13 protein-coding genes are annotated in these 22,880 nt (G+C 68.9%); 3 read left to right on the top strand and 10 right to left on the bottom strand.

The annotated features are described in order from the left end of the window. Window positions 1–18 precede the first annotated feature (18 nt). The 6 genes from ABUW04_RS19170 to ABUW04_RS19145 all read right to left on the bottom strand — a co-directional run bounded on the left by ABUW04_RS19170 (window position 19) and on the right by ABUW04_RS19145 (window position 6,767). The gene (locus ABUW04_RS19170) at window positions 19–1,800 is read right to left on the bottom strand and encodes a gamma-glutamyltransferase family protein (protein WP_380565888.1); all 1,782 of its coding nucleotides are present in this window, start codon (window positions 1,798–1,800) and stop codon (window positions 19–21) included. Window positions 1,801–1,899: 99 nt separating this feature from the next. After that, complete coding sequence (locus tag ABUW04_RS19165) at window positions 1,900–3,678, bottom strand: hypothetical protein (RefSeq protein ID WP_380565887.1); 1,779 nt, start codon at window positions 3,676–3,678, stop codon at window positions 1,900–1,902. Beyond that, a complete protein-coding gene (locus ABUW04_RS19160) occupies window positions 3,675–4,586 on the bottom strand; it encodes a nucleic acid/nucleotide deaminase domain-containing protein (protein WP_380565886.1) in 912 nt (303 codons plus the stop codon). Before ABUW04_RS19160 ends, ABUW04_RS19165 begins: the two co-directional genes overlap by 4 nt. Then, complete coding sequence (locus ABUW04_RS19155; protein WP_380565885.1) at window positions 4,583–5,164, bottom strand: SUKH-4 family immunity protein; 582 nt, start codon at window positions 5,162–5,164, stop codon at window positions 4,583–4,585. The genes ABUW04_RS19160 and ABUW04_RS19155 overlap by 4 nt, the downstream gene beginning before the upstream one ends. 32 nt (window positions 5,165–5,196) lie before the next feature. After that, on the bottom strand, window positions 5,197–6,048 hold the full coding sequence (locus ABUW04_RS19150; RefSeq protein ID WP_380565884.1) for a nucleic acid/nucleotide deaminase domain-containing protein: 852 nt from the start codon (window positions 6,046–6,048) through the stop codon (window positions 5,197–5,199). After that, window positions 6,045–6,767 (bottom strand): WXG100-like domain-containing protein, encoded by a 723-nt coding sequence (locus ABUW04_RS19145; protein ID WP_380565883.1) that lies wholly within the window; start codon window positions 6,765–6,767, stop codon window positions 6,045–6,047. Before ABUW04_RS19145 ends, ABUW04_RS19150 begins: the two co-directional genes overlap by 4 nt. A 109-nt stretch (window positions 6,768–6,876) precedes the next feature. Here ABUW04_RS19145 and ABUW04_RS19140 point away from each other — a divergent pair, with 109 nt between their 5' ends. Both ABUW04_RS19140 and ABUW04_RS19135 read left to right on the top strand, forming a co-directional pair. After that, window positions 6,877–7,068, top strand: coding sequence for a hypothetical protein (locus ABUW04_RS19140; RefSeq protein ID WP_380565882.1), 192 nt, complete (start codon window positions 6,877–6,879; stop codon window positions 7,066–7,068). A gap of 199 nt (window positions 7,069–7,267) precedes the next feature. Continuing rightward, window positions 7,268–7,531 (top strand): hypothetical protein, encoded by a 264-nt coding sequence (locus ABUW04_RS19135; protein WP_380565881.1) that lies wholly within the window; start codon window positions 7,268–7,270, stop codon window positions 7,529–7,531. 544 nt (window positions 7,532–8,075) lie between these two features. Here the strand turns inward: ABUW04_RS19135 and ABUW04_RS19130 are convergent. Beyond that, entirely contained in the window at window positions 8,076–8,306 is a 231-nt protein-coding gene (locus ABUW04_RS19130) for a hypothetical protein (protein WP_380565880.1), read from the bottom strand. Next, on the bottom strand, window positions 8,299–15,123 hold the full coding sequence (locus tag ABUW04_RS19125; RefSeq protein ID WP_380565879.1) for an RHS repeat domain-containing protein: 6,825 nt from the start codon (window positions 15,121–15,123) through the stop codon (window positions 8,299–8,301). The genes ABUW04_RS19130 and ABUW04_RS19125 overlap by 8 nt, the downstream gene beginning before the upstream one ends. Window positions 15,124–15,683: 560 nt before the next feature. Here ABUW04_RS19125 and ABUW04_RS19120 point away from each other — a divergent pair. After that, window positions 15,684–19,652: a LamG-like jellyroll fold domain-containing protein gene (locus ABUW04_RS19120; protein WP_380565878.1), complete on the top strand. Its 3,969-nt coding sequence runs from the start codon at window positions 15,684–15,686 to the stop codon at window positions 19,650–19,652. Between the two features lie 84 nt (window positions 19,653–19,736). On the opposite strand, the gene ABUW04_RS19115 is transcribed toward ABUW04_RS19120, so the two are convergent. Both ABUW04_RS19115 and ABUW04_RS19110 read right to left on the bottom strand, forming a co-directional pair. Beyond that, a complete protein-coding gene (locus ABUW04_RS19115) occupies window positions 19,737–22,097 on the bottom strand; it encodes a glycoside hydrolase family 65 protein (protein ID WP_380565877.1) in 2,361 nt (786 codons plus the stop codon). Continuing rightward, window positions 22,094–22,858 (bottom strand): HAD family hydrolase, encoded by a 765-nt coding sequence (locus ABUW04_RS19110; RefSeq protein ID WP_380565876.1) that lies wholly within the window; start codon window positions 22,856–22,858, stop codon window positions 22,094–22,096. Before ABUW04_RS19110 ends, ABUW04_RS19115 begins: the two co-directional genes overlap by 4 nt. Between the last annotated feature and the right edge of the window lie 22 nt (window positions 22,859–22,880).

Genomic DNA, 22,880 nt, shown 5'->3' with positions numbered 1-22,880 from the left:
TCGCCGGCTTCCCTGCGGCTACCGCCCGACCGCGTACCCCTGCATCCCGCGCGGGTTGGCCGCCGCCGACAGCACCCCGGTCCGGGGGTCGCGGGCGACCGCGCACATGCGTCCCTCGGACCAGGCGTCCGCCACCGTGACCAGGTGCCCGCGCCGCCGCAACTCGGCGACGGCCGCCTCGCCGACCCGGGACTCGACGGTGACGCTGCCGGGCTCGGTGGTCCTGGGGTGGAACGAGCTGGGGAAGCTGTCGTTGTGCCAGTTGGGCGCGTCGATGGCGGCCTGGAGGCTGAGCCCGCCGAGGGCCACCGCCAGGAAGAAGTGCAGCGACCACTGGTCCTGCTGGTCCCCGCCGGGGGTGCCGAAGGCAAGCACCGGCTCCCCGTCGCGCAGTGCCAGCGAGGGCGACAGAGTGGTGCGCGGACGGCGGCCCGGGGTCAGCGAGTTGGGCAGGCCGGGCTGCAGCCAGGTCATCTGCAGCCGGGTGCCGAGCGGGAAGCCCAGCGCCGGGATGACAGGGTTGGACTGAAGCCAGCCGCCGCTGGGCGTCGCCGCGACCATGTTGCCCCAGCGGTCGACGATGTCGAGGTGGCAGGTGTCGCCCCGGGTCACCCCGTCCGGACGGGTCGTCAGGCCACCTGCGGAGACGGTCGGTTCGCCGAGTCCCGGCGCCGTCCCGGCCCCCTCGGCGGGCAGCTCCGGCAGCACCGGCCTGCGTCCCCCGGGGCTGCCCGGGCGCAGCTCGTACGAGGCGGTGTCCCCGATCAGCTTGCGCCGCTCGTCGTTGTACTCGCGCGACAGCAGGTCGGTCAGCGGAACGGACCCGGCACCGCCCTCCCCCGCGTCCCCGTACCAGGCCTCGCGGTCGGCCATGGCCAGCTTGGTGCCCTCGACCAGAGTGTGCAGGTACTCGGGCGTGCCGTAAGCCAACTCCTCCGGGAGCAGCGCGAGTTGCTGCAAGAATGCCGGGCCCTGGCTCCAGCCGCCGGCCTTGCAGACCGTCCAGCCGTTCCAGTCGTAGCTCGCCGGCTCCTCGTAGCCGGCCCGGTAGCCGGTGAGGTCGTCCCCGCTGAGGGTGGCCGCGTTGCGGCGGCCCGAACTGTCCATCGTGGGACGGCCGGCGAAGTCCACGATCGCCTCGCCGATGAAGCCCTCGCGCCAGATCCGCCGGGCGGCGTCGATCGCGGCCTCCCGGGGCAGGCCCGCAGTCTCGGCCAGCAGCCGCCGCCAGGTCGCGGCGAGCGCCGGGTTGCGGAACAGCTCACCCGGCTTGGGCGCGGGGAGGTAGACCGCGGCGGAACTGGTCCACTCGCTCTCGAACAGCTCCCGCACGGTCTCCACGGTCGCGGTCACCTTGGCCACCACCGGATGGCCCCGCTCCGCGTACCCGATGGCGTAGTCCAGCACCTCGGCCAACGACTTGGTGCCGTGGTCGCGCAGCAGCACCATCCAGGCGTCGAACGCCCCGGGAACGGCCGCGGCAATCGGCCCGGTACCGGGCACCAGGTCCAACCCCAGCGAGCGGTAGTGCTCCACGGTCGCCCCGGCCGGCGCAGGCCCCTGCCCGCACAACACCTGCACCCGGTTCCCGTCCCCGGCCGGCGCGAACACGATCGGCACCTCCCCTCCGGGCCCGTTCAGATGCGGCTCGACCACATGCAGCACGAACCCGGCCGCCACCGCGGCGTCAAAAGCGTTGCCACCACCCTCCAGCACCGCCATCGCCGACTGCGAGGCCAGCCAGTGGGTGCTGGAAACCATGCCGAAGGTGCCCTGCAGAGTCGGTCGGGTGGTGAACATACGGATGGACTCCCTCGGTGGTCACTGGCTCCACTCCCCCGAAGTGATCTTCGACCGCACACGCCGACCCCGTCAACGGGCTCTCGCCGGGATCGGGACCTAGAGTGCGTCGAGGTCGAGTTCCAGGGCTACCGTTCCCTGGTTACCGCCGCAGATCAGTAGGCCGGTCGGGGTCAGGGCGAGGGCGTCGGTGTGCTGGACCAGGGGTACCGGGGTCATGCGGCCCTCGGTCGGGCGCCAGAGGTGCAGGCGGCGGTCGGACCAGGCGACTGCGAGGACGGGACCGGTGGGGGTGTTCACCGAGGCCAGGGCGGTGGGGAGGGCGTTGCGCCGTTCGATCGGCTCGGGCATGGACCGGCCGCTGGCGGAGTCCCAGAGTCGGACGGTGCCGTCCCCGGCGCCGGTGAACACCAGGCAGAGGCCGTCGCGGACCTCCGGCAGGGCGAGGCAGCTGAGTGCGGTGACGGGTACCTGGTGCGGACGGTGGCTGCGTACGCCGGCAGCGGTCCGGCTGCTGGCCGGCCAGAGGTGGAAGCTGCCGCCGGCGTCGGCAATCACCACCGTCCCCCGGTCCGCCGCGACCGCGGTGACCGGGGGGTTCCTACGGGCGAGCACGGAGGCGTTGTGCTCCTGCACGAAGCTGTGGAGGCCGGCCGGGGCCGGATCCTGCGCACCGGCCGAACCTGTCTCCGAAACGGGGACAAGTCGCAGTTGACCCGTCGAGTCGAGGGTGAGCAGGTGGTCCGGGTCCACTGCGGCTATGTGCACCGGGCGGAGGCTCGGTTCGGTGGCGATGCGTCCGGTCAGCGATCCGTCCGCCCGGTCGTGCCGGTGCAGCCGGCCGATCAGGTCCGCGGCCAGCAGCGCGCCCTCGGACGGCGCCCCCTCGACCAGGGCCAGTCCGGCCGTGCGGAGCCCGGGTCGGGACCAGCGGGCCGTCCAGGAGTGCTGCTCCGCGCGGGGGCGCAGGAACTCAGCGAGCCGCGGATCGACCGCCACGGCCGCGGTGTGGAGCACCGCGACGCGTTCGGGGTCGAGGAGTTCGGTCGAACTGAGCGCGGGACCGGCCGACGCCCAGACGGTGCGCAGGCTGCGCGGCACCGCGATCCTGGTGTCGGCGAGGGCCGCGGTTATCGCGACCGGCGACCCGTAGGCGAGGTAGCCGGGGTCCATCAGCAGCCGGGAGGCCGCACCCTGACGGAGTGCCAGGTCGAGGGCGGTCTCCCGGGCGGTGGCCGAGGCCGCCTGCCAGTCCGCGCCCGGAGCCGGCAGCGCTTCGTCCTGCGGAACGGCGGCAGTGGAGGCGGCAGCAGATGCAGAGGCGAAGGCGCGGCGGCGGAACGGGGGTCCGCCCGGCGGCAGCGCGAGGACCAGTGGCTGGAACTCCGGCGGCAGCAGCTCGGTCCGGTCCACCTCGATCGCGGCCCGGACCCCGGGCAGGGACAGCAGCGGTCCCAGCAGATCGGTGACCACCGCCTGCGGCGTCGCTGACGGCAGGTCACCCGAGCCGCGGCCGGACAGGTGCAGGTCCGGGACGATCATCCGCAACGGTCGCGGATCGGCCTCGACCCGCGCCAGCAGTTCCCCGGGACCGGTCGGCCCGTATCCGAGCTGCCGTCCGATCTCCCAGGCCATCGTCACGGCTATGTGTCCCTGCGCGGGCACCGTCGCATGGACGGTGGTGGCCGGGTGCTGGTGGGAACCGGCCAGCAGCCAGGCCAGCAGATGGCTCTTGCCGCTGCCCCGCCCACCGGTGACCAGGCAGACCCGCGGGCAGGCCGGGTCGGTGCGGGAGGCCCAGTCCAGCAGTGCCGGTGCCAGCAGCGCCGACGGTCCCTCGAGCGCGGGCCAGTCGGCGACCCGCGGCGGCTGGGTCACGCCGGCCCCTGCGACTGTGACTGCGAATGCGACTGCTGCGCGGCGGCGGCCCGGAGCCGGCTGATCCCCTCGCCCCTGGAGGCGGCGGTCTCGCCGTAGGGGAACGAGTGCGTGAGCTTGGCCTGCGGGAAGCGCACCGCCAGCCACATCGAGCAGTAGTGGCCCGGCAGGAAGCAGGGCTGCAGGTCGGTGTGGATGCCGGTCACCTGGTCCGGTGCGACCCCGGCGCCCTTCAGGGAGGCCCACAGGCGCTCCTCCGGGTGCAGCGAGATCGCGCCGGAAGCGGTGAAGATCTTCTTCTGGCCGCTCCCGTCGACGACCTCGAACGCGGCGAAGTTCTCCACCCCGGCGGTGTCCCGCAGATCGTCGAGCACCAGCGGCCACCAGCTCTCCCGGTCGACGAAAGCCGCCGGATCGGCCTCCTGCAGCCGCCGTTGGAAGTCCTCGAACGCTGCCTGCGCCGCCTGCGGGCTGTCGGTCGCGCCGAGGAAGGAGAGCAGCCCGTCCAGGTCCAGCAGCGCGGCCGCGAACTCCTCCGGGCTGGAACTGACGAAGCGCAGCGGCTCGCTGTACCCGAGCAGCATCGCCTGGATCCGCCCGTCGGGGTCGGCGACGAGTTGGTAGGCCGAGTCCGACCCGAGCCGGGTCCAGGACAGGTGGTCGGCGGAGCGCAGCGACTTCGACGTCTCCACCGCGTACTCGCGCAGCGCGGCCGGCTCGCCCGCGGCGGTGCGGAAGTACGGGCCGACCTGGAGCGGCAGCGTCAGCGCGGCGATCCGGGACAGCGCCTCGGCCTCCGGGGCCGCCGGGTCGCCCGCCGCCGCGTCGACGCCGAACCGGCGCAGTCCTGCGGCGCCGAACCGGGCGGTCATCGCCTCGTCGAGCCGGTCGCTCTCGGGATGGCTCACTCGCCGAACGTCCTCACGTACTCCAGCACCGTGAACCAGGTCGAGTCGGGGTTCTGCAGGGCGACCGGATCGGCCTCGCGCATCACCGCGAGCAGCCGCTCGTCCACCCCCACGCCGAATTCCCCGTCGTCCTCGAAGCCGTTCTCCTCGGCGAATTCGGCGTCGTAGTTGGGACGCTCGGCCTCGACGCTGTAGAGGAAGTAGAGGAAGTCGTCCAGGCTGCTGTTCAGCAGATAGGGTTCGGCGCCGCTCCCCGGAATGCAGTACACGGCGCCGCTGCCGGCGTCGACCACCATGGTGTCGTAGGGAATTCCGCCGATCGCGACCCACTCGTCGAAGACCAGGTCCGAGGAGGGGTGCAGGGCGCGGCCGCGCGGCCAGCCCTTGTCCGCGATCTCGACGGACAGGTCCTTGACCGTCTGGAACCATCCGGTGGGCTGGTCGGGCAGGCCGACGTCGCGCAGGAGTTCGCGGGTCCGGGCGTGGGAGACCGGTGCGAGGGCGCCCTCCGGTACGGTGACCAGGTCATCGGCTGGGAAGACCGACTCCATCAGAGCCCGGTCGACGGTCTGCGGCATGATTCACATCCTATCTGTTCCGGTACGCCGGTTCAGCGCCCGCCGGGCACCAGTCCGTCGAGGTACTTGCGCATCGCCTCGTTGCCGGCCGTGCGCGACGCCTCGGTGCTGCCGTACTCGATGCTGTGCGAGACCTTCATGTTGGGGTCCATGTACTCGCTCATCCAGGCACTGCAGTTGACGCTGTTTGTACAGGGTGCTCTTTCGGTGTAGAGCTCGGTGACCCCCGCTGCCGTCTTCTCCTGCAGAAAGGGGATTCCCAGCGCGCGTTCGGAATGCGTGGGGTACTTGCTGCGTCCGACCAGGATGAATCCGTCCGGGTCGCCGGCCTCTCCGTACCTGACGGCCGCGTAGTTCTTGCTGGTGAACTTCGTGCCGCGGTAGGTGCCGTAGTCGCCCGCCTCGTGCCTGGCCAGTTGCGTGGCCGCGGCCAGGTCGGTGCTGCCGACCGGTATCTCGGCCGAGTCCACGTGCGGACGGGTCTCCCCCTCCTCGATCTTGGGGAGGTTGTACGGGCTGTCCTTGCCGACCGGCCGCTTGGGTACCTTGCCGTCGTCGTCCAGGCCCAGCGGCAGCTTGGCGCGCTCCTCGTCGGTCAGCGGCACGGCGCCGTGCGGGGTGAGCCGGTCCACCGTCAGGTCGTCGTTGAGGCGGTAGACCGGGGTGTCCCCGATCTTCCCGTGCAGGTCCTCACGGGCCTTCTCCAGCGCCGCCAGCTTCGCGGCGTGCTCGGCGTCGGCCTCGGCGGCGTTCTTCGCCACCTGGCCGGCCCCGCTCTCGGTGTCCTTGAGGATGCCGTGGTACGCGTCGGCGAAGTCCTTGACCAGTCCCTTGCCGACCTTCGTGGCGGCGTCCTTGAAGACCTCGTGTATCTCGCCGCTCATGAGAAGTCCAGCCCGGCGAACTTGCCGGCGAACACCTCGGCATGCCCCTGGACGGTCTGCGCGTGCTGCCCCAGCACCTGCGCGTGCGCGGTCAGATCGGCCGGGTGTATCCGGAAGCCGTCGCCGGGCCCGCTCCCCGACACGCCCAGCATGTCCTCCAGCGCCGAGTAGCTCATCCCCGCGACCGCCTTCTCCACCGTGCCCAGCAGCGGCGTCAGCGCGGCCTCGATCACCTGCGCGGTGATGTACTGGATCACCATCTGCTTCAGGTACTCCACGGCCAGGTCCGCCGCCTCGACGATGGCCGCCTCGGCCGCCTCGGCCAGGCCCAGCGTCACCACTGCCGCGGCCTGGTCCGCGACGAACGAGGCCGCCAGCACCACCAGGTTGGCTATGCACTCCAGCTTCATCGCCACGATGTAGTCGGCCGCCGCGTCCAGCGCCGTCGCCAGCAGCGAACAGCCGGTCTGCAGCTCGCTCATGTGCCCCTGGGACAGGTGCGCCCACTTCGACACCAGCAGCTCGTACGAGTTGGCCTGGTACGACTCCTTCATCGCGGTCACCGTCGCGGTCGCCTGACGGTGCGTCCCGTCGATCTCGGCGGCGAAGTCCCGCACGTGCGTCGCGAACTCACGCACCGAGTCCTCGTTCACCTGAGGCCACTTGATGCCGATGACCTGAAGGAAGGTCACCACCGCCCCCGGTAGTTCGATCGCCATGGACACCCCCGTCCGTCGAACACATGTGTCGACCAGGATAACCACACTGAGTGCATGTCACATCAGCGGCTACCGGGGGAGCAATAGCCATGAAGTTCCCCTCCTGATCATGGACACCGGCACCTACCCGATCGGGATCTCTGTCAGCCACGAGTACGTGAAGTCGCTGCCGATCACAGCGCACGAGCTACACGGCACCTGGAAACACCCCATCGTCCCGACGGGACCGGAGTCTCAGCCCACCGCGGACGGAGGCCAGGCAGAATCCGGATGCCAGCGGCGCTGGCCGATCCACGCCTGACCAGCATGACGCCCGACGGGCTCACCACACTTGCCAGCCGCCTCGTCCCGCTGCGAGCCGCCGTGGCTGAGCAACGCAACCACCAGCACCGCGGTGGACCACGGCGCCAGGCCAAAGGCAACCACGTCGCTCCCTGCTGTCGGCCGCGGACAAGGTCCTGATCACCGCACTGGACATACGGCAAGTCTGTTCCCAGAGAGTGCTGTGCAACCTGCCCGGAATCAACCCGGTCACTATCAACCAGACGATCGGCGAGACTCGCAGGCTTCTCCACGAGAAGAGGATCAGTGTTGGCCAGAACACCCTGGATCTCAGCCGGAGTCAGAATCTACGGGACTGGTTCGACCACGGCCTGGCCCCGGTTGTCTTCCTCCCGGCATCCGAGGCACTGGCCCACCCAATCCTGACCGGCATGAGCCGGCAGGAATTCCGCACCCTGGTGGAAAAGATCTCAGTGGCCTAAGCCTCCACCGCTGAGAAACGGCGCCATCGGCACCGCGGCGGTGACCGACAACTGGGGGCCCGTGGCGGTGTCCTCCATCAGAGGATCACGGACACGGACCGGGTCCTGGCCATGGCGCTGTTCCAGCGCCGTCTTGCAGTCAAGAAACTCTGGCTGAGTTGTTCAGGGTCAGTCGAGGAACTAACCGTAATGCCTTCGCCGACGTTTTGGCGTTGCTGAAGAAGCAAGGGTTCACGGTCAGCCGAGCAGACCGACGCTTCGCCACGGCTTCCGCAGTCCTCCACGCTGTTGCGGCGGCAGATAGCGGTGACTCGCCGCGTTGATTCTTTAGAGCTTCAATGGGTGCGGCAGCGCTGCCATCGCGCATCGGAGACCACGAACTTGACGCCGGCGAGACCACAGGCGACCAGGGAGCGAAGGAGCGCGGTCCAACTGGCCCCCGGCGCAGCCGCAGCGACACGCGAAGACCCGCACGGCCATCGCAAGGACAAAGCGAGGATAACCGAAAACACTACCCAGCCGCGATCACCATAGACTCATCGCACTAAAGAACTCCGAGGATCTCATCTCCATCATCATCCCATGCACGCATTCCACCGCCAGCTGGCGAGCCGACTACGACATAGTCCTGGGTCAATACAATTTCACCAATTTCGTCACCCTCCCATTCGATCAGAACTCCCTTGTTTACCTCCAGAGTTATTTCGACCGCGCTTGGCTCGAAGATAATCTCCATTGGTTCGGTTCGGTTATTTTCAATTGTAAATCTAGCCATTTACGCCATTCCAATTGTCAAGATAGTACTGCATGAGCTCTGCGCGCTGCCTGGCACTCGGATTCATATTCCCACGTTCGAGCGCCTCCAGGTCTTGGGCAGCATACACTTCGCGCCAATTCTCAATCTCCTCCTTGGTCACGCCGAGATTCACTATTTTTTTCGCCTGTGCCGCGTTGACTAGATTGTAATTATCGTCACCATTGGCCCATACCTCTCGGCCAAACTGGTTTCGGTTTTTGAAGTTTGGATTATTCTGCCAACTCTTATCTGCCTTGGGAAGCAGGTCGGCAGCCTTAGGTGCCGCTCCGCTTGCTCCAGAATCTTTCGCTTCGGAGAGTGCAGTGCCGATGTCGTCGGAGAGGTGTTTGGTGGCGACGGTGGTCAGCCCGATGCCTGCTCCCGTGACTACGACGCCGCCAGCGATAGCGGGGGCACCGCCGAGGCATCCCAATCCAGTCGCGCATGCAATACCGCCGCCACCCATCATCAGCACTCCGTCGCCAGTACTGCCGACGCCAAAGCCGAGAGCGACGAGGTCGACCCCGATGCTCGTTGCATTGTGAAGGATCGCGGATCCGTAGTTCGCCACGGTATCCCACCAATGGCGTGAGTCCGTGTTCTGCAGCGACTGCTCGTAGGCGAGGACTTCCGCCTGTAGCTTAAGTTCTTCGTCTAGCCGGGCTTGGGCGGCTGCGGCTGTTGCGGCTGCGATGGCCGATCGGAAGGATTCCGCTGCTCTTGCGGCCTGGCATTCGCTGAGGCAGTAGTGGGTTTGGTCGGTCTTGGGGTGGTGGGTGTGGACGTGTCCGTTGACGTCGTCCTGGTTGTCTACCTCTTGACCAGTCGTGGGGTCGACGTGGGGTTGGCAGGAGTCTTCGCAGGCGGTAGCCAGGCCGGTGGGGTCGCTGAGGTTGGGGGGTTGGTTGTCGCTGTAGGCGTAGGAGTTCCAGGACTGGGGGTCAGCGGTGTTGAACTGGGGGTCGGGGTTGAGGAAGCGCCCGGTGGTGGGTTGGTATTCGCGGGCTCCGAGGTTGGTCAGACCAGTAGCGGGGTCTTGGATGCCGCCGACGAAGCCCTTGTCGCCGGCCCACGTGGTGGGGGCAGTGCCGCGGGGGTTGCCAAAGGGGTCCAGGTAACGCCGGGTCTGGGTGCCGGTGTTGGCGTCGATGGCCACGGTGGCGGTGCCGTGCGGATCGGTGGACTGGAAGGTCTCGGTGGTGCCCTGGCGCACGATGGTCAGGCCGTTGGGCTCGCTGTAGTAGCGGGTCCCGGAGACTGCGGTGCCGTTGTAGGTGAGTTCGTCCGGTCCCAGGAACAGCGTGGTGGTAGTACCGGTCGTGCGGGTGAGGAGGTTGCCGTCGGTGTCGTAGACATAGGTGGTGGCGTTGGTCGCCCCGGCAGGCTTGTCGGAGGCCAGGCGACCCTCGGCGTCCCAGGTCATGGTGGTGGAGCTGCTACCGGTGGTGATGGCCGTGGTGTTGCCTGCGGCGTCGTACTGGTAGGCGCTGGTGACCGGTGTGGCGGTGCCGGTTTTGGTGCTGGCACCGAGCAGGGCGTGGGGGCCGCCCGTGCCGCCGCCGGTGCCTGTGGCAGCAGTGGGAGTGTTGGCCTGGCCAGCCGCCGGGAACGTCTGGGTGGTGGTGGTGTCCTTGGTGGTGTCACCGGTGGTGTTGTGCTGGGTCTGGCTGGTGCGGTTGCCGGTGGTGTCGTAGGTGTAGCTGGTCCAGTAGGCGGCCGGCCCGCCCACCGTGGTCTTTCCGGCGGCTGCTCCGGAGGTGGGGGTGGTGTTGGTGCACCCGCCGATGTCAGCGATGGAGGGCTGGGGGGCAGTGGTGGTGGTGCCGGTGTCGGTCCATGCGGTGGTCAGCCGGCCGAGGTAGTCGTAGGTGAAGCACTGCCGGTCGGTGGAGGCCGGGGTGTTGTTGGGGATGTTGGTAATCGAGGTGACCTGGCCGGAAGGGCTGTAGGTGTAGTCGTTCTGGTCCACCGCGCCCTGGGTGGCGGCCTGGTAGTCCAGGTAGGAGTCCAGGACTCGGCCGGTGGCCTGGTCGTAGTTGTAGGTGGCGACGACTTCCTTGCTCCACGGGTTGAGTGTGGTGCGGGTGGGACGGCCGTAGTTGTCGTAGGTGGTCTGCAGGTCGTAGGTGGAGGCCCCGACCTGGCTGGCCAGCTTGCCGAAGACGTCGTAGCTGTTGGTGACGGTCTCGGTGGGCGATCCGCCGGCCGCGGGCAGATGCACACCGGTCTGCTGCCCGGTGACCGTGTCGTAGTAGTTCAGCGTCACATAGCTGTACGTGGTGCCCGCGGCCTGCCCCACCAGCTTGCCGGGCACGCTGACAGTGCTTCCGGTGGACTGGTAGTTGTTGTTGTAGCCACGCACCGTGGTGGTGTACGCATCACCGGTGGCGCCGCCGACATACCGGGTCGAGCTGGCAGGCTGCCCCAGGCCGCCGGTAGCGGTGTCGTAGGTCCAGGCAGCGATCTGCTTGGACGCGGCCACGGTGCCGTTGTACTCGCCGGTCTTACGACCCAGCAGATCGTAGGTGTAGGCCAGGATCTGGCCGCGGGCGTCGGTGGTGCTGGCGATCTGCCCTTCGGGGGTGTAACTGGTAGTGGTGGTGCCGGTGTCAGGGTCGGTGGCCTTGGTCTGGCGGCCGTACAGGTCGTAGCTGTAGGACCAGGTGTTCTTTCCGGTCGCGTCACTCTGGGTGGCAGGCTTACCGGTGGGCGTATAGGTGTAGCTAGTGACGTCCGCATCGGCCTTGTTGCCGGTTGCAGTAGCGGTGTGGTACTGCCACAGCTGACTGGTGCGCCCAGCACCGTCGCTGATGGTCGTGGTCGGAGTGGCCCCCTTCGGCGGAGTCACATCGGTCTCGTCTACGCCCTTGTAGGTAGTGCCGGTGGTCGACTGCAGTTGCCCCAGGGAGTAGAAACTACTGGTCAGGGTGCGACCCTGGCCGTCGAAGCTGAGGCTGGTCATGGAGGGCAGGTCGGCGACGGGCGCGGCTACCAGCGTGCCGGTGGGGCCGGAGGCGTTGTTGTACAGGGGGTCGTTGGTCTCGTAGGCGCGGCCGTGGGAGTCGTAGAGGGTGTCGGAGATCAGGCGGTCGGCGCTGAGCGACACGGTGGAGTTCGCCTGGACCTGGCGGACCTCCCCAAAGCCGTTCATGATCTGGATCGACCCGAGGTAGGTGCTGTTGGCGGTGACACCGCCGTTGTCGACCCGCAAGTTCTTCGTGGTCACCGTAGCCGGCACGGCCACGTCACCGGTCTTGGCCGGGTCCTTCACGTGAGCGTCGGTGTAGCTGTACAACGTGCTCGGCGGCTGGCTGGTGGTCCGCCCGGGCTGCCAGACGGCCGTGGTGCGACCCAGCGCGTCGTAAGACGCCGTGGTCGTCCTGGCGTTCTGATCGGTAGAGGTCAGCGTCAGGCCGCGTGCCGGGTCCAGAGTCTTGGTGGCGGTCCAGGTACTGGTGCTGCTGCCGGGCACAGGCGATGCGGTGGTGATCTTGTTGGGGAGTTCGCCCGCGTTGGCGGAGCTGAAAGTCGTGATTGTGGTCGATCCGTTGGGATGCGCGCTATCGGTGGCATTCGGGTCGGTCGCCGAGACCAGACGGCCCATGGTGTCGTAGCCGCTGGTGGCCGTCGTGGCGTAGACCAGGTTGCCAGAGGTGTCGAAGTGGTCAGCGCTCTGAACCCCGGTGGCATCCCCTAGCGATCCGGCTGTGCCGAAGGCCTGGCTGTCGTACAGCGTCCGCTTGGCTGACACCAGGTTCGCGGCGGTCGCCGCCACCGGGTGCGCCGCGTCGCAACTACTGAGCCCGGACAATGTCTCCGTCTGGTCAGGCAGGTCGCCAGGGCCCCCGGTGGCATAGCTGGTGTAGGTGCACTGCTCAGGCAGCCCGTCGGAGACAGCTTCCTGGCTGATGGTGCGATTGTGATTCAGGGGGTCGCTGATGGTGGTGCTGGTCCCGGTGCGCCAACTGCCATCAGCCTTCAGACTCTTGGTGGTCGACTTCGTGGTGGTGGCGATGTAGCGGGCGACCAGGTCGCTGGCCCCGCTGCGCTTGTGGGTGACGGTGGTGTACGGGTTGATCTGTCGAGTGACGGTGTAGCTCGCCAACGAGGGGGTGGCACTGGCCTGCGTGTAGGTATCGGTCTCCAGAGTGCTGCCCGCGAGCCAGTCGTCGTCGGTGACGCTTTCGCCCAAGGAGTCGTTGACCTGGACGTGTTTGGTGGTGCCGTCGGCGTTGAGGTCGCCGTCCATGCCCTGGAGGTAGTGCGTGGTGGTCTGGCTCTGCGGGCCCGTGCTGTCGGTGGTGGCGCCGGTCACCTGGGTGACCCAGGCGAAGCCTCGGAAGTCGTCCCAGGTGCGGGTCTTGGGGTCGATGTTCTCGGCCTCGTTACGGTGCCAGGCCGCCGGTCCGTAGGTGTAGGTGGTGTCCCGTTCGGGGGAGTCGGCCACCGAGTCGTGCGCGGTCACCGAGGCGACGGTGTAGTGGTTGAACCAGTCCTGGGCCGGGGGCGCGCCCACAGCCGTGCCCGGCGGATACCAGACCACCGAGTAGCAGTCCATGGTGTCGCTGTCCGGCGAGGCGGGCATGACGCTGTGCACACGCGAGCAGTCGGGCAGGTTGTAGTCGACGTTGATCGTCTCACCGGTCTCGGTAACGATCTGCTGGATCCGGGGCCGGTAGAAGGCCGGGGGGCTGGGGACCAGGTTGGTGCCGTCCACCCGGTTGGGCAGCATCTGCGCAGTGAAGATGACCGGAGGCTCGGACAGGGAACCGCCGTCCTTGCCGGTGTGGGTGATCGAGTCCAGCCACAGGGTGGGGTCGGTACCGTCCCCGGGCGTCTGGAACGACTGGGCAAGGGCGTAGCTGTCGACGTCGGTGTAGGCGCCGGCACTCAGGACCTGGGTGCTGATCGTGGTGATCTTCTGGTTGGACCAGAACGAGGGCCCGTAGTTGGTGCAGGTCCCAGTGGAAGCGCAGTGCTGGTCGTAGGGCACGTCGGGCCAGTGGCTCGCGTTGCCGGTGCCCAGGGTCGCGCCGGTGCAGGTGTAGCCGCCGTCGGTGGAGCAGCGGCCGGCTGCGTCGGGGGTGAAGGTGATCTGGGCGGCGGACTTGGCGGTGCCGTTCGCGTCGACCTGGGCGGTCAGGGTCTGGCCGTAGTTGATGGTGTGCAGGACCCCACCGCGGGTGTAGCTGGTCAGGGTGCCGGTGCCCAGGTTCTGGCCGCCGCCGCGGGCGTAAGTGTCGGTTTCGGGGGTGTAGCTGTAGGTGGTCAGGTTGCCGTGGGGGTCCACGACGGCGTCCAGGTTCCAACGCCAGGCCATCTGGCACCACGACGCCGCGCCTTTGGTGCTGTCATAGCAGGGGTCACCGCTGTTGGGTGAGTAGACCGGCACGGTCCAGGCGGAGTTGCTGTTCGGGCTGCCGGTGTCACCGGGCAGGTGGTCGGTGCCGAAGTAGTAGGTCATCCCGGTGGTGTCGGTGACGGTGACCGATTCGCCATTCCAGGCGCCGTTGCTGGCTCCGCCCTGGAAGGTGATGGTGGTGCCGTCGTCGTCCTGCAGGTGGTAAGAGGTTGCCGTGGCGGGGTCGTTTTTAGGGTTGGAGGTGTCGTCGCGCACCAGTTGGCCGGAGTGCCCGGCCAGGTTCATGGTGGCGTTGTATCCGCCCCAGCACTCGTCCGCGGAGTTGGTGATGCCGTCCTTGTCGCAGCTCTGGTAGGAGCGCTCGATGAAGCCGCCCGCGGCCAGCGACCAGCCGTCGCCGATCTCGCTGGACTGGGAGTTCTGTGAGGAGGTACGTCCGTCCACCGAGGACGAGTCGTAGGCCAGCGACACCTGCGGCGCCGCCCCCGCCAAGGCCGGCGGGGTGTTGATGCCGTAGCTGTAGGTGAAACCTCCCGAGGAGGACCCGGCCGCCCACTTGGAACTGTTCTGCAGACTCGTGGCCGCATACGTGCCAGCCCCACCGGCACTGGTCGGCGTACTGTCCAGCACCATGACCTGCGACGCGGACACAGCGGCACTCCGCGCCGTCGGCGTCGCGGCGCTCGCTGTCGTGGCTGTGGTGCTGGTGGGCAGGGTGACGTCGGCGACCAGGCGCCCCGTCGCGGCGTCGTAGTGAGAAGCCACCGGGGTCTGCGCGAGGCAGCCCTTGACCTGGGGGGTGGTCAGCGAGCAGGCGGGCAGCTCGACCAGGCGGCTGCGCTGGGCCACGTCGGCACCGTAGCGGCTGGACAAGCTACTCAGGTCCACGCCCACCTGCACCCGGCCGCCGGCCGCCGTGGCCGAGGGCTTGAGTGACAGCAGAACTCCGTGCGAACCCGCGGCGGCGGTGTGCGCACTGTCGGCCACGCTGACCTGGACAGCACCTGAAGCCGGAGCGGCTGCCTTCGCCTTCGTGTTCTTGGCCTGGGAGCTGGTCGTGGACGGCGGAGCCAGCCACACCGGCAGATTGCCAGCGCGCACACTCGCGCCAGTCGGCTTGCTTTGCGCCCCGCCACCGGATGACTGCGCTGCGGCCAACGGGTTGCTCTTCGCAGCGACGGAGGCCGGGACGGTAACGGTCGTGGTGCCGGAGGCCAGTGCGGTGACGGCAGTGGGTCCGGCCCACGGGCTGGGGACCGAGTGCTTGGGGCTGGCAGTGGTGGGCTTGGCCGCGGTGTGGACCGGGACCGAGGCGACATTGGTGAGCGGGGTGTTCGGTGGGGTCCAGACCGTGTTCGGGTCGGTGGCCGCGCTGGCGGCGGCGATCGACCACGGGCTGAGCAGTCCGGCCAGCACCGCCAGGGCGCTGGCCATGCCCAGAGCACCACGGTGCCGCGTCACTTGCCTGATACGCCGCCCGGTCTGATGTCCCGTCACAATCCCGCCCCTTGATCGGTGCGGCCCACGCCTCTGGTTCGCGCACGGGCCGAAGGGAACTCTCGCGATCTTGCCTGGGGTCAGTCAAGAGTTTTCTGAGAGAATCTTGTCCTCGAACAGTGTGCGATCTTTCACAGTGGAGCCATATGCGGACATCTCCCTCCGCATCAGGCCTTCCGTGCAGGAGGGTTCTTGACCCGGGCTTACGCCCTGAGGCAGTGTGCGCACGATCCATAGCCTGTTCGATTTCCATGAAACTCGGGACGCCCTCCATGCGCATCGACGCACCTCCACCATCCCCTCGGCACCGTCCAGGATGGCGCTCGCGCTGGAGCGCGGTCGTCGTCGTTGCGGCCCTCTCGGCAAGCGTCCTCGGTACTACGCCCGCTGCCTGGGCCGATGGGACAAGCGGCGCCTCGGCCTCACTCCTGGCCGACCCGGGGCCGCTGGACCCGGCACAGCAGGCCAGTGCGCAGGCCAAGGCCAGCGGCACAAGTGTGCCCATACCTTCGCTGACCGACGTCTACTCCACCATGGTGGCCAACCCGGACGGCACCTTCACCCAGACCCAGTCCGCAGACCCTCAGCGGGTGTTGAAGGACGGAGCCTGGGCTGACCTGAACGCCACCCTGGTCGCCAACCCCGACGGCACACTGTCGCCGAAGACCAGCAGCGAGCCGCTCACTCTGTCGGCCGGCGGCAGCGGACCGCTGGCCACCATGGCCACCACTGACGGCAAGAAGTTGTCGCTGACCGCGCCGTTCACCCTGCCCTCGCCCACCCTCAGCGGGGACACCGCGCTGTACCCAGAGGTGGCGCCCGGCATCGACCTGAGCGTCAAGGCCACGGACACCGGTGGCTTCTCCACCGTCTTTGTCGTCAAGAATGCGGCAGCAGCAGCCAACCCGCTGCTGACCCACCTGAGTTTCACCACCGCCACCACCGGCGTCAGCATCAGCGCCGACGCCCAGGGCAACCTCACCGCTGCCGACAGCACCGGCACTGCGGTGTTCAGCGCCCCCACCCCCCAGGTCTGGGACTCCAGCACCGGTGCCACCGAGTCGCCGTCCGCGACCAGCGCTACCACAGCGGCTGCGGGCACGCGCTCGGCGAACCAGCAGGCCAAGGCTGCCACCGCGCAGGACGACGCCAGCGCCACACCCACGGCGCCATCGACGGCCGCCGACGCTGGGGACGCCTCCACCACCGATGGCCCCGGCTCGGCCGCCCAGGTCGCCCCAATCGCCACCACTGCCAGCGGCAGCACGGTGACTCTGAGCCCGCCCGCCAGCGCGCTGACCGGCGCGTCGGTCACCTATCCGGTGTTCGTGGACCCGGCCTGGCTCAGCCAGAGCCCGGGCCAGCAGGGCGTCACCTGGACCCAGCAGGCCTACCCCACCACGAACAACCTCACCAACGGCGACGACAACAGCACTTCCAACAGCTCCTACCCGGGCGTGGGCGTCTGCGGCACCTACCCCGAGGGCGGCAGCTGCATTCCCAGCGACGTCGAGCGCTCGTACTGGCAGTTCGACGTCAGCCCCTTCAACACCGCGCTCATCAACAGCGCCACCTTCAACGTCTCCGAGACCTACTCCGCCGACGCCTCCTGTACCACCACCTACCCCGTGGTCGCCGCCGGAATCTGGGGCACCATCGGCCCGGGCACCACCTGGAACAACCCCCCAGCCGCTGATGTCGCCCAGTTCAGCGTCAACAAGGACGTCGGCGGCGCCGACCGGTCCGGCTGCGCGGGCAACGTCCCGGTCAGCTTCGACATCACCAGCGGCCTTAAGAACCTCTACGCCAGCCAGGGAACCGTCACCCACCTGGTCATGCGCATCCACGGCGACGAGAGCAACGCCTACGCGTTCAAGCGCTTCACCCACAAGGCCAACCTGACCATCCAGTACGACCAGGCCCCTGCGGCTCCGACCAATCTGAAGACCCTCCCCCTCAGTGGAGGCATCAACGCCGGCCTGATCAACTCCACCACCGGCACTTGGTCCGCACTGGACTACTGCACCACCACAACGGTCGGCGTCGACGACAACTGGGGCTGGGTCAACTCCTCTGGCACCACCCTGAACGCCACCGCTGCCACCACCAGCGACGCCCAGTCCCAGTACAACGTGAGTTTCCACCTGTGGGACGTCACCGACGGCACCGCCCCCGACTACAACTGGACCTCGGGCTACGCCAACAAGGGCACCAACGTCGACACCCCCAAACTCACCACCCCCGCCACCTTGCAAAACGGCCACGCCTACAACTGGGTTACCGCCGACAGCGACGGCCTGATCGGCTCACCCAACTCCGCCACCTGCCACTTCCGCGTCGACACCACCCCGCCCACCATCAGCTTCGGCGACAGCACCGACTTCCCCCGCTCCGGATCCGGGTTGTCCGCAACCAAGACCGTCGGACTGAGCGGCACCTTCCCTATCACCGTGGCCGACCCCGCCCCCAGCGGCGTCACCGGCGCCCAGGTCTCCAAGGTCGACTGCGTCCGCTACAGCTGGGACCCGACCCTGGCCACCGCCAAGTGGCAGTGCGGCGGCAGCCACACCAGCATCACGCAGGCTCCCGAACACTGGGGCACCAACATCCTCTACGCCCAGGCCATGGACTGGGCCGGCAACAAGTCTCAGATCACCAGCTACTCCTTCTACGCCCCCTGGGCCCCCACCACCTTGAACTATGGAGACGTCAACGGCGACGCACCCGTCGCCCTGCCCGACGTGGTCGCCCCCGACCCGGCCACCGGCGACCTGATCGACTACCAGCAGGCCCGCGACTTCACCCCGTCTAGTGCCATCACCGCCGGAAATATCGCCGCACCCGCCTCCCAGGCCCCCGATGGCACCAGCTGGAACGGCTACCGTGTGGTGCACCGCGGCGACATCACCGGCACCGCCAACGTCGACGACCTGTTCGTCCACAAGGACGGCACCAGCCCCACGACCCCCGGCGACCAGTGGCTGTACCTCTACGCCAACCTGGGCACCAACAACGGCCACTTCGGCAATGCAGACGGCTCCGGCATCGCCGCCGTTGCGTTGCACCGCCCAGACTGCGACCCCGCTAACGGCGACTGCACCGGCTCCCCCATCGGCGACACCTGGGCCAACTCCTACCAGATCACCCCGATCGGCTCCTCCGAGGACACCCCCGACCCCACCGGCGGCTACCAGAACGGTCTCCTGGACATCGAAGGCGGAAAGCTCTGGTTCTACGCCTACCTCGGCGGCAACGGCGCCCTGACCGCCGACGGCCAGCCCACCAAATTCGCCCCACCCATCCTGGTAGATACCACCGTCAACTGGAACAACACCGACCTCATGGTGCCCGGCGACGCAGCAGCCACCGGCCACCCCGCCCTGTGGGCCCGCGACCGCAGTAGCGGAGCCATCATCCAGTACGCCATCAAGTTCAACTCCGCGAACGTCACCGTCCCCTATGCCCCCGCCGTCGTGACCGACAACGCCACCGAGGTCACCTGCACCGACAACGGCGACGGCGTATCCAACAACTGCCCCGTCAACGAGATCACCGGCCTGACTAAGGTCAACCAGATCGGCACTGCCCCTGCCTCGGCCATCCCCACCATTGGTGCCGACTCCGATCTGACCGGAGACAACATCCCTGACCTGTGGTCCCAGTCCGCCACCGGCGCCATCACCATCTGGCCCGGCGTCACCTCCGGCGGTACCTCCGAGACCGCCGTCACCGGCCTGGGCCGGTACGACGACCAGTGGCTCCTGAACCACTCAGGCAACCCCAGCAGCGGAACCCCCGACGCCACCGACACCCCCGACGCCGCCAACGGCCGCAACCCCGCCACCGCCGGCGCCGACACCAGCTACACCGGACCCACCTACACCACCACCGACCACCCGGCCGCCCCCACGGCCGCCGGCGGATCCGCGGTCTTTAACGGCCACAACTACTTCACCACCGGCCAGACCATCACGGACAGCACCAAGGACTACACCCTGTCCGCCTGGGTCAAACTCAACGGCACCCCCACCACCGATCAGACCGCCGTGTGCCTGCGCGACGCCACCAGCGCCCGCTGCGCCGCCTACCTGCAGTACACCGGCGGCACCATCAAGAACTGGCGCTTCATCTCCCCCAGCGGCGACGGCGCCACTGTCACCTTCGCCTCGGCGGTCAGTACCAAGGCCATGACCACCGGCTGGACCCGACTGGTCGCCGTCTTCAACGCTGCAGACCCCAACGTCACTGGCTCGCAGGCCACCATGACGCTGTACGTCAACGGCACCTACGCCGCCTCGGCCACCAACCCCAGCCCCTGGGCCACTACCGGCGGCGTCCAACTCATCGGCGGCGCCACCGGCGGCACCGCCGCCCCCGGCACCATCGGCAGCTTCAACGGCAACATCGCTGACGTCCGCACCTACGCCTACGCCCTCACACCCACCGAAGTCAGCGCACTCAACTAAACCCCAGGGAACCAACCATCGGGCCCGCCCCTCAATACACCGGGGGCGGGCCCGCCTCGCATTGACGCTCGCGCCCACAGAGGGTCAGGGCAGTGGCCCCAGGCGGCGTTTGAGGGGCTGGCGGCCCTTGGGCTGGGACGGGTCCGGGAGGTGGGGCAGGGTGTGCAGGTCGCAGCTGACCGCCTTGTCGGTGCTCACGGTGACGGGCTCGCCGCAGTGGTACAGCTCCAGCGGCTGGCCGTCGGCCAGGGTGTAGGTGGCGCCGGACGGGGTGATCTCCACCTGCAGCCTGCGGCCGCGGAACTGCAGCCGGAAGGCCAGCCGGCTGAGGCGTTGCGGCAGGCTGGGGGCGAAGGCCAGCCGGTCGCCGCGCAGCCGCATGCCGCCGAGTCCGGCCACCAGGGCCGTCCAGGTACCGGCCAGCGAGGCGATGTGCAGACCGTCGCTGGTGTTGTTCTCCAGGTCGTCCAGGTCCATCAGGGCGGCCTCGCCCAGGTAGTCGTAGGCCAGCTCAAGGTGGCCTACCTCGGCCGCCATCACCGCCTGGCAGTAGGCCGACAGCGAGGAGTCACGGACCGTCAGCGGCTCGTAGTAGGCGAAGTTGCGCGCCTTCTGGCCCTGGTCGAAGGCCTCGCTGCGCAGGTACATCGCCAGCACCAGGTCCGCCTGCTTGATCACCTGCTTGCGGTACAGGTCGAAGTAGGGGAAGTGCAGCAGCAGCGGGTACTGCTCCGGGTCGGTGTGGTCGAAGTCCCAGGTCTGGTGGCCGGTGAAGTCGGCCGACTGCTCGTGCACGGCGAGGTCGTGGTTGTAGGGCAGGGCGATGGCCGCCGCCGCGTCGCGCCAGGCGGCGGTCTCCTCAGCGTCCACACCGAGGACGTGCGCCTGCTCCGGGTGGCGCTCGACCGCGTCGGCGGCGGCGCGCAGGTTCGCCTGTGCCATCAGGTTGGTGTAGACGTTGTCGTCGGCGACCGCGCTGTACTCGTCGGGGCCGGTGACCCCGTCGATGTGGAAGGCGCCGGCGCTGTCGTGGTGGCCCAGCGAGCGCCACAACCGGGCGGTCTCCACCAGCAGTTCCACCCCCACCTCGCGCTCGAAGTCGGGGTCGCCGCTGGAAGCGGTGTAGCGCACCACCGCGTCGGCGATGTCGGCGTTGATGTGGAACGCGGCCGTCCCGGCCGGCCAGTAGCCGGATCCCTCCTCGCCGTTGATGGTGCGCCAGGGGAACGCGGCCCCCTCCAGCCCCAGCAGCCGGGCCCGTTCGCGGGCCGCGCCCAGGGTGGAGTGGCGCCAGCGCAGCGCGTGCGACACCGCCTCGGGCAGGGTGGCCGCCAGCACCGGCAGCACCACGGTCTCGGTGTCCCAGAAGCTGTGCCCGTCGTAGCCGGAGCCGGTCAGACCCTTGGCACCGAGCGCCCGCTGCTCGGCCCTGGCCCCGGCCTGCAGCACGTGGAACAGGGCGAACCGCACCGCCTGCTGGATCTCCGCGTCGCCCTCGACCTCGACGTCGGCGCGCTCCCAGAAGTCGTCTAGGTACTCGCGCTGCTGCCGCAGCAGCTCGTTCCAGCCGGTGCTGCGGGCGCCCGCCATCGCGGCCTCGACCTGGTCCCGCAGCGCCGGCAGCGAACGCTCCGCCGACCAGCCGTAGGCGACGAACTTCTCCAGCCGCAGCCGTCCCCCGGGCTGCACCACCGAGGTGACCAGCAGTCGGCTGACGTTCTCGCTGAACTCGGCGAAGGTCGTGGTGCCCTCCGGTCCGTCCACCATGTGGTCGGCGGTGACCGCCATCCGCAGCCCGCTGCGCAGGGTGGAGTGGGCCAGCGCCAGCCGGGTCCCGGTCGCGTACCCGGCCTCCGGCTGCAGGGTGCGGTCCAGCGCGGCGGCGACCCGGGGGTCGGCCGACTGGCTGGGCATCTGCTCGGCCGCGACCAGCTCGGACTGGACCACGATCCGCGCCGCGCCGTCGATCGGCTCGACCTCGTAGGCGATGGCGGCGACGGCGCGCTGGCTGAAGGAGACCAGCCGGGTGGAGGTCACCCTGACGGTGCGTCCGGCCGGCGAGGTCCACTCGCAGCTGCGGCGGAGCACCCCGGCGCGCAGGTCCAGCACCCGCTCGTGGCTGTGCAGCACGCCGTAGCGCAGGTCGAAGGGCTCGTCGTCGACCAGCAGCCTGATGATCTTGCCGTTGGTGACGTTGACGACGGTCTGCCCCGACTCCGGGTTGCCGTAGCCGGCCTCGGCGTAGGGCATCGGGTGCAGTTCGTGGAAGCCGTTGAGGTAGCTGCCGGGCAGCCCGTTGGGCTCGCCCTCGTCCAGGTTGCCGCGCCAGCCGATGTGGCCGTTGGAGAGCGCGAACAGCGACTCGCTCTGCGCCAGCATGTCCAGGTCCAGCTCGGTCTCGCGCAGCGTCCAGGGATCGACGGTGTACGCGGGGTGCGGGATCATCCAGCCCCTCCAGGCAGCAGTTCGGCGAGGTCCTGCACAACAGTGTCCGCGCCGTGGGCGCGCAGTTCGTCGGCCTGGCCGACCCGGTCCACCCCGACCACGTAGCCGAACCGGCCGGAGCGGCCGGCCTCCATGCCGACCAGGGCGTCCTCGAAGACGACGGCGGCGGCCGGCTCGACGCCCAGCTCACGGGCGGCCTCCAGGAAGGTGTCCGGGTGTGGCTTGCCCGGCAGCCCGAGCCGCTGGGCGACGCCGGCGTCCACCCGGACGTCCAGCAGGTCCTCGATCCCGGCCGAGACCAGCACGTCGTGGCAGTTGGCGCTGGACGAGACCACGGCCGTGGCCAGCCCGGCCGCGCGGACCGCCTTGAGGTAGCGGACCGTCCCCGGGTAGGCCTCGACGCCCTCGGTCCGGATCTTCTGCTGGACCAGGATGTTCTTGCGGTTGCCCAGGCCCTGCACGGTGTCGCGCTCCGGCGGGTCGTCCGGGGCGCCCTCGGGCAGTTGGATGCCGCGGGCGGCCAGGAAGCTGCGGACGCCGTCGGCGCGGGGCCGGCCGTCCACGTACTCGTCGTAGTCCGCGGTCGCGTCGAACGGCGTGAAGCCGTCGCCGTCGCGGCCGCGCAGGAAAGCGTCGAACATCTGCTTCCAGGCCGCGGCATGGACGACGGCGGTGCGGGTCAGCACTCCGTCCATGTCGAACAGGCAGGCCGAGATGGAGTCCGGCAGGCCGAGGCCCACGCTGGTGCTCGGGGTGCTCATGCCGCCCGCATTCCCGGTTCCG

This window comes from Streptacidiphilus jeojiensis (genome assembly GCF_042510965.1).
Taxonomy (GTDB): Bacteria; Actinomycetota; Actinomycetes; order Streptomycetales; family Streptomycetaceae; genus Streptacidiphilus; species Streptacidiphilus jeojiensis.
This window is presented reverse-complemented; position numbering and strand designations above follow the sequence as displayed.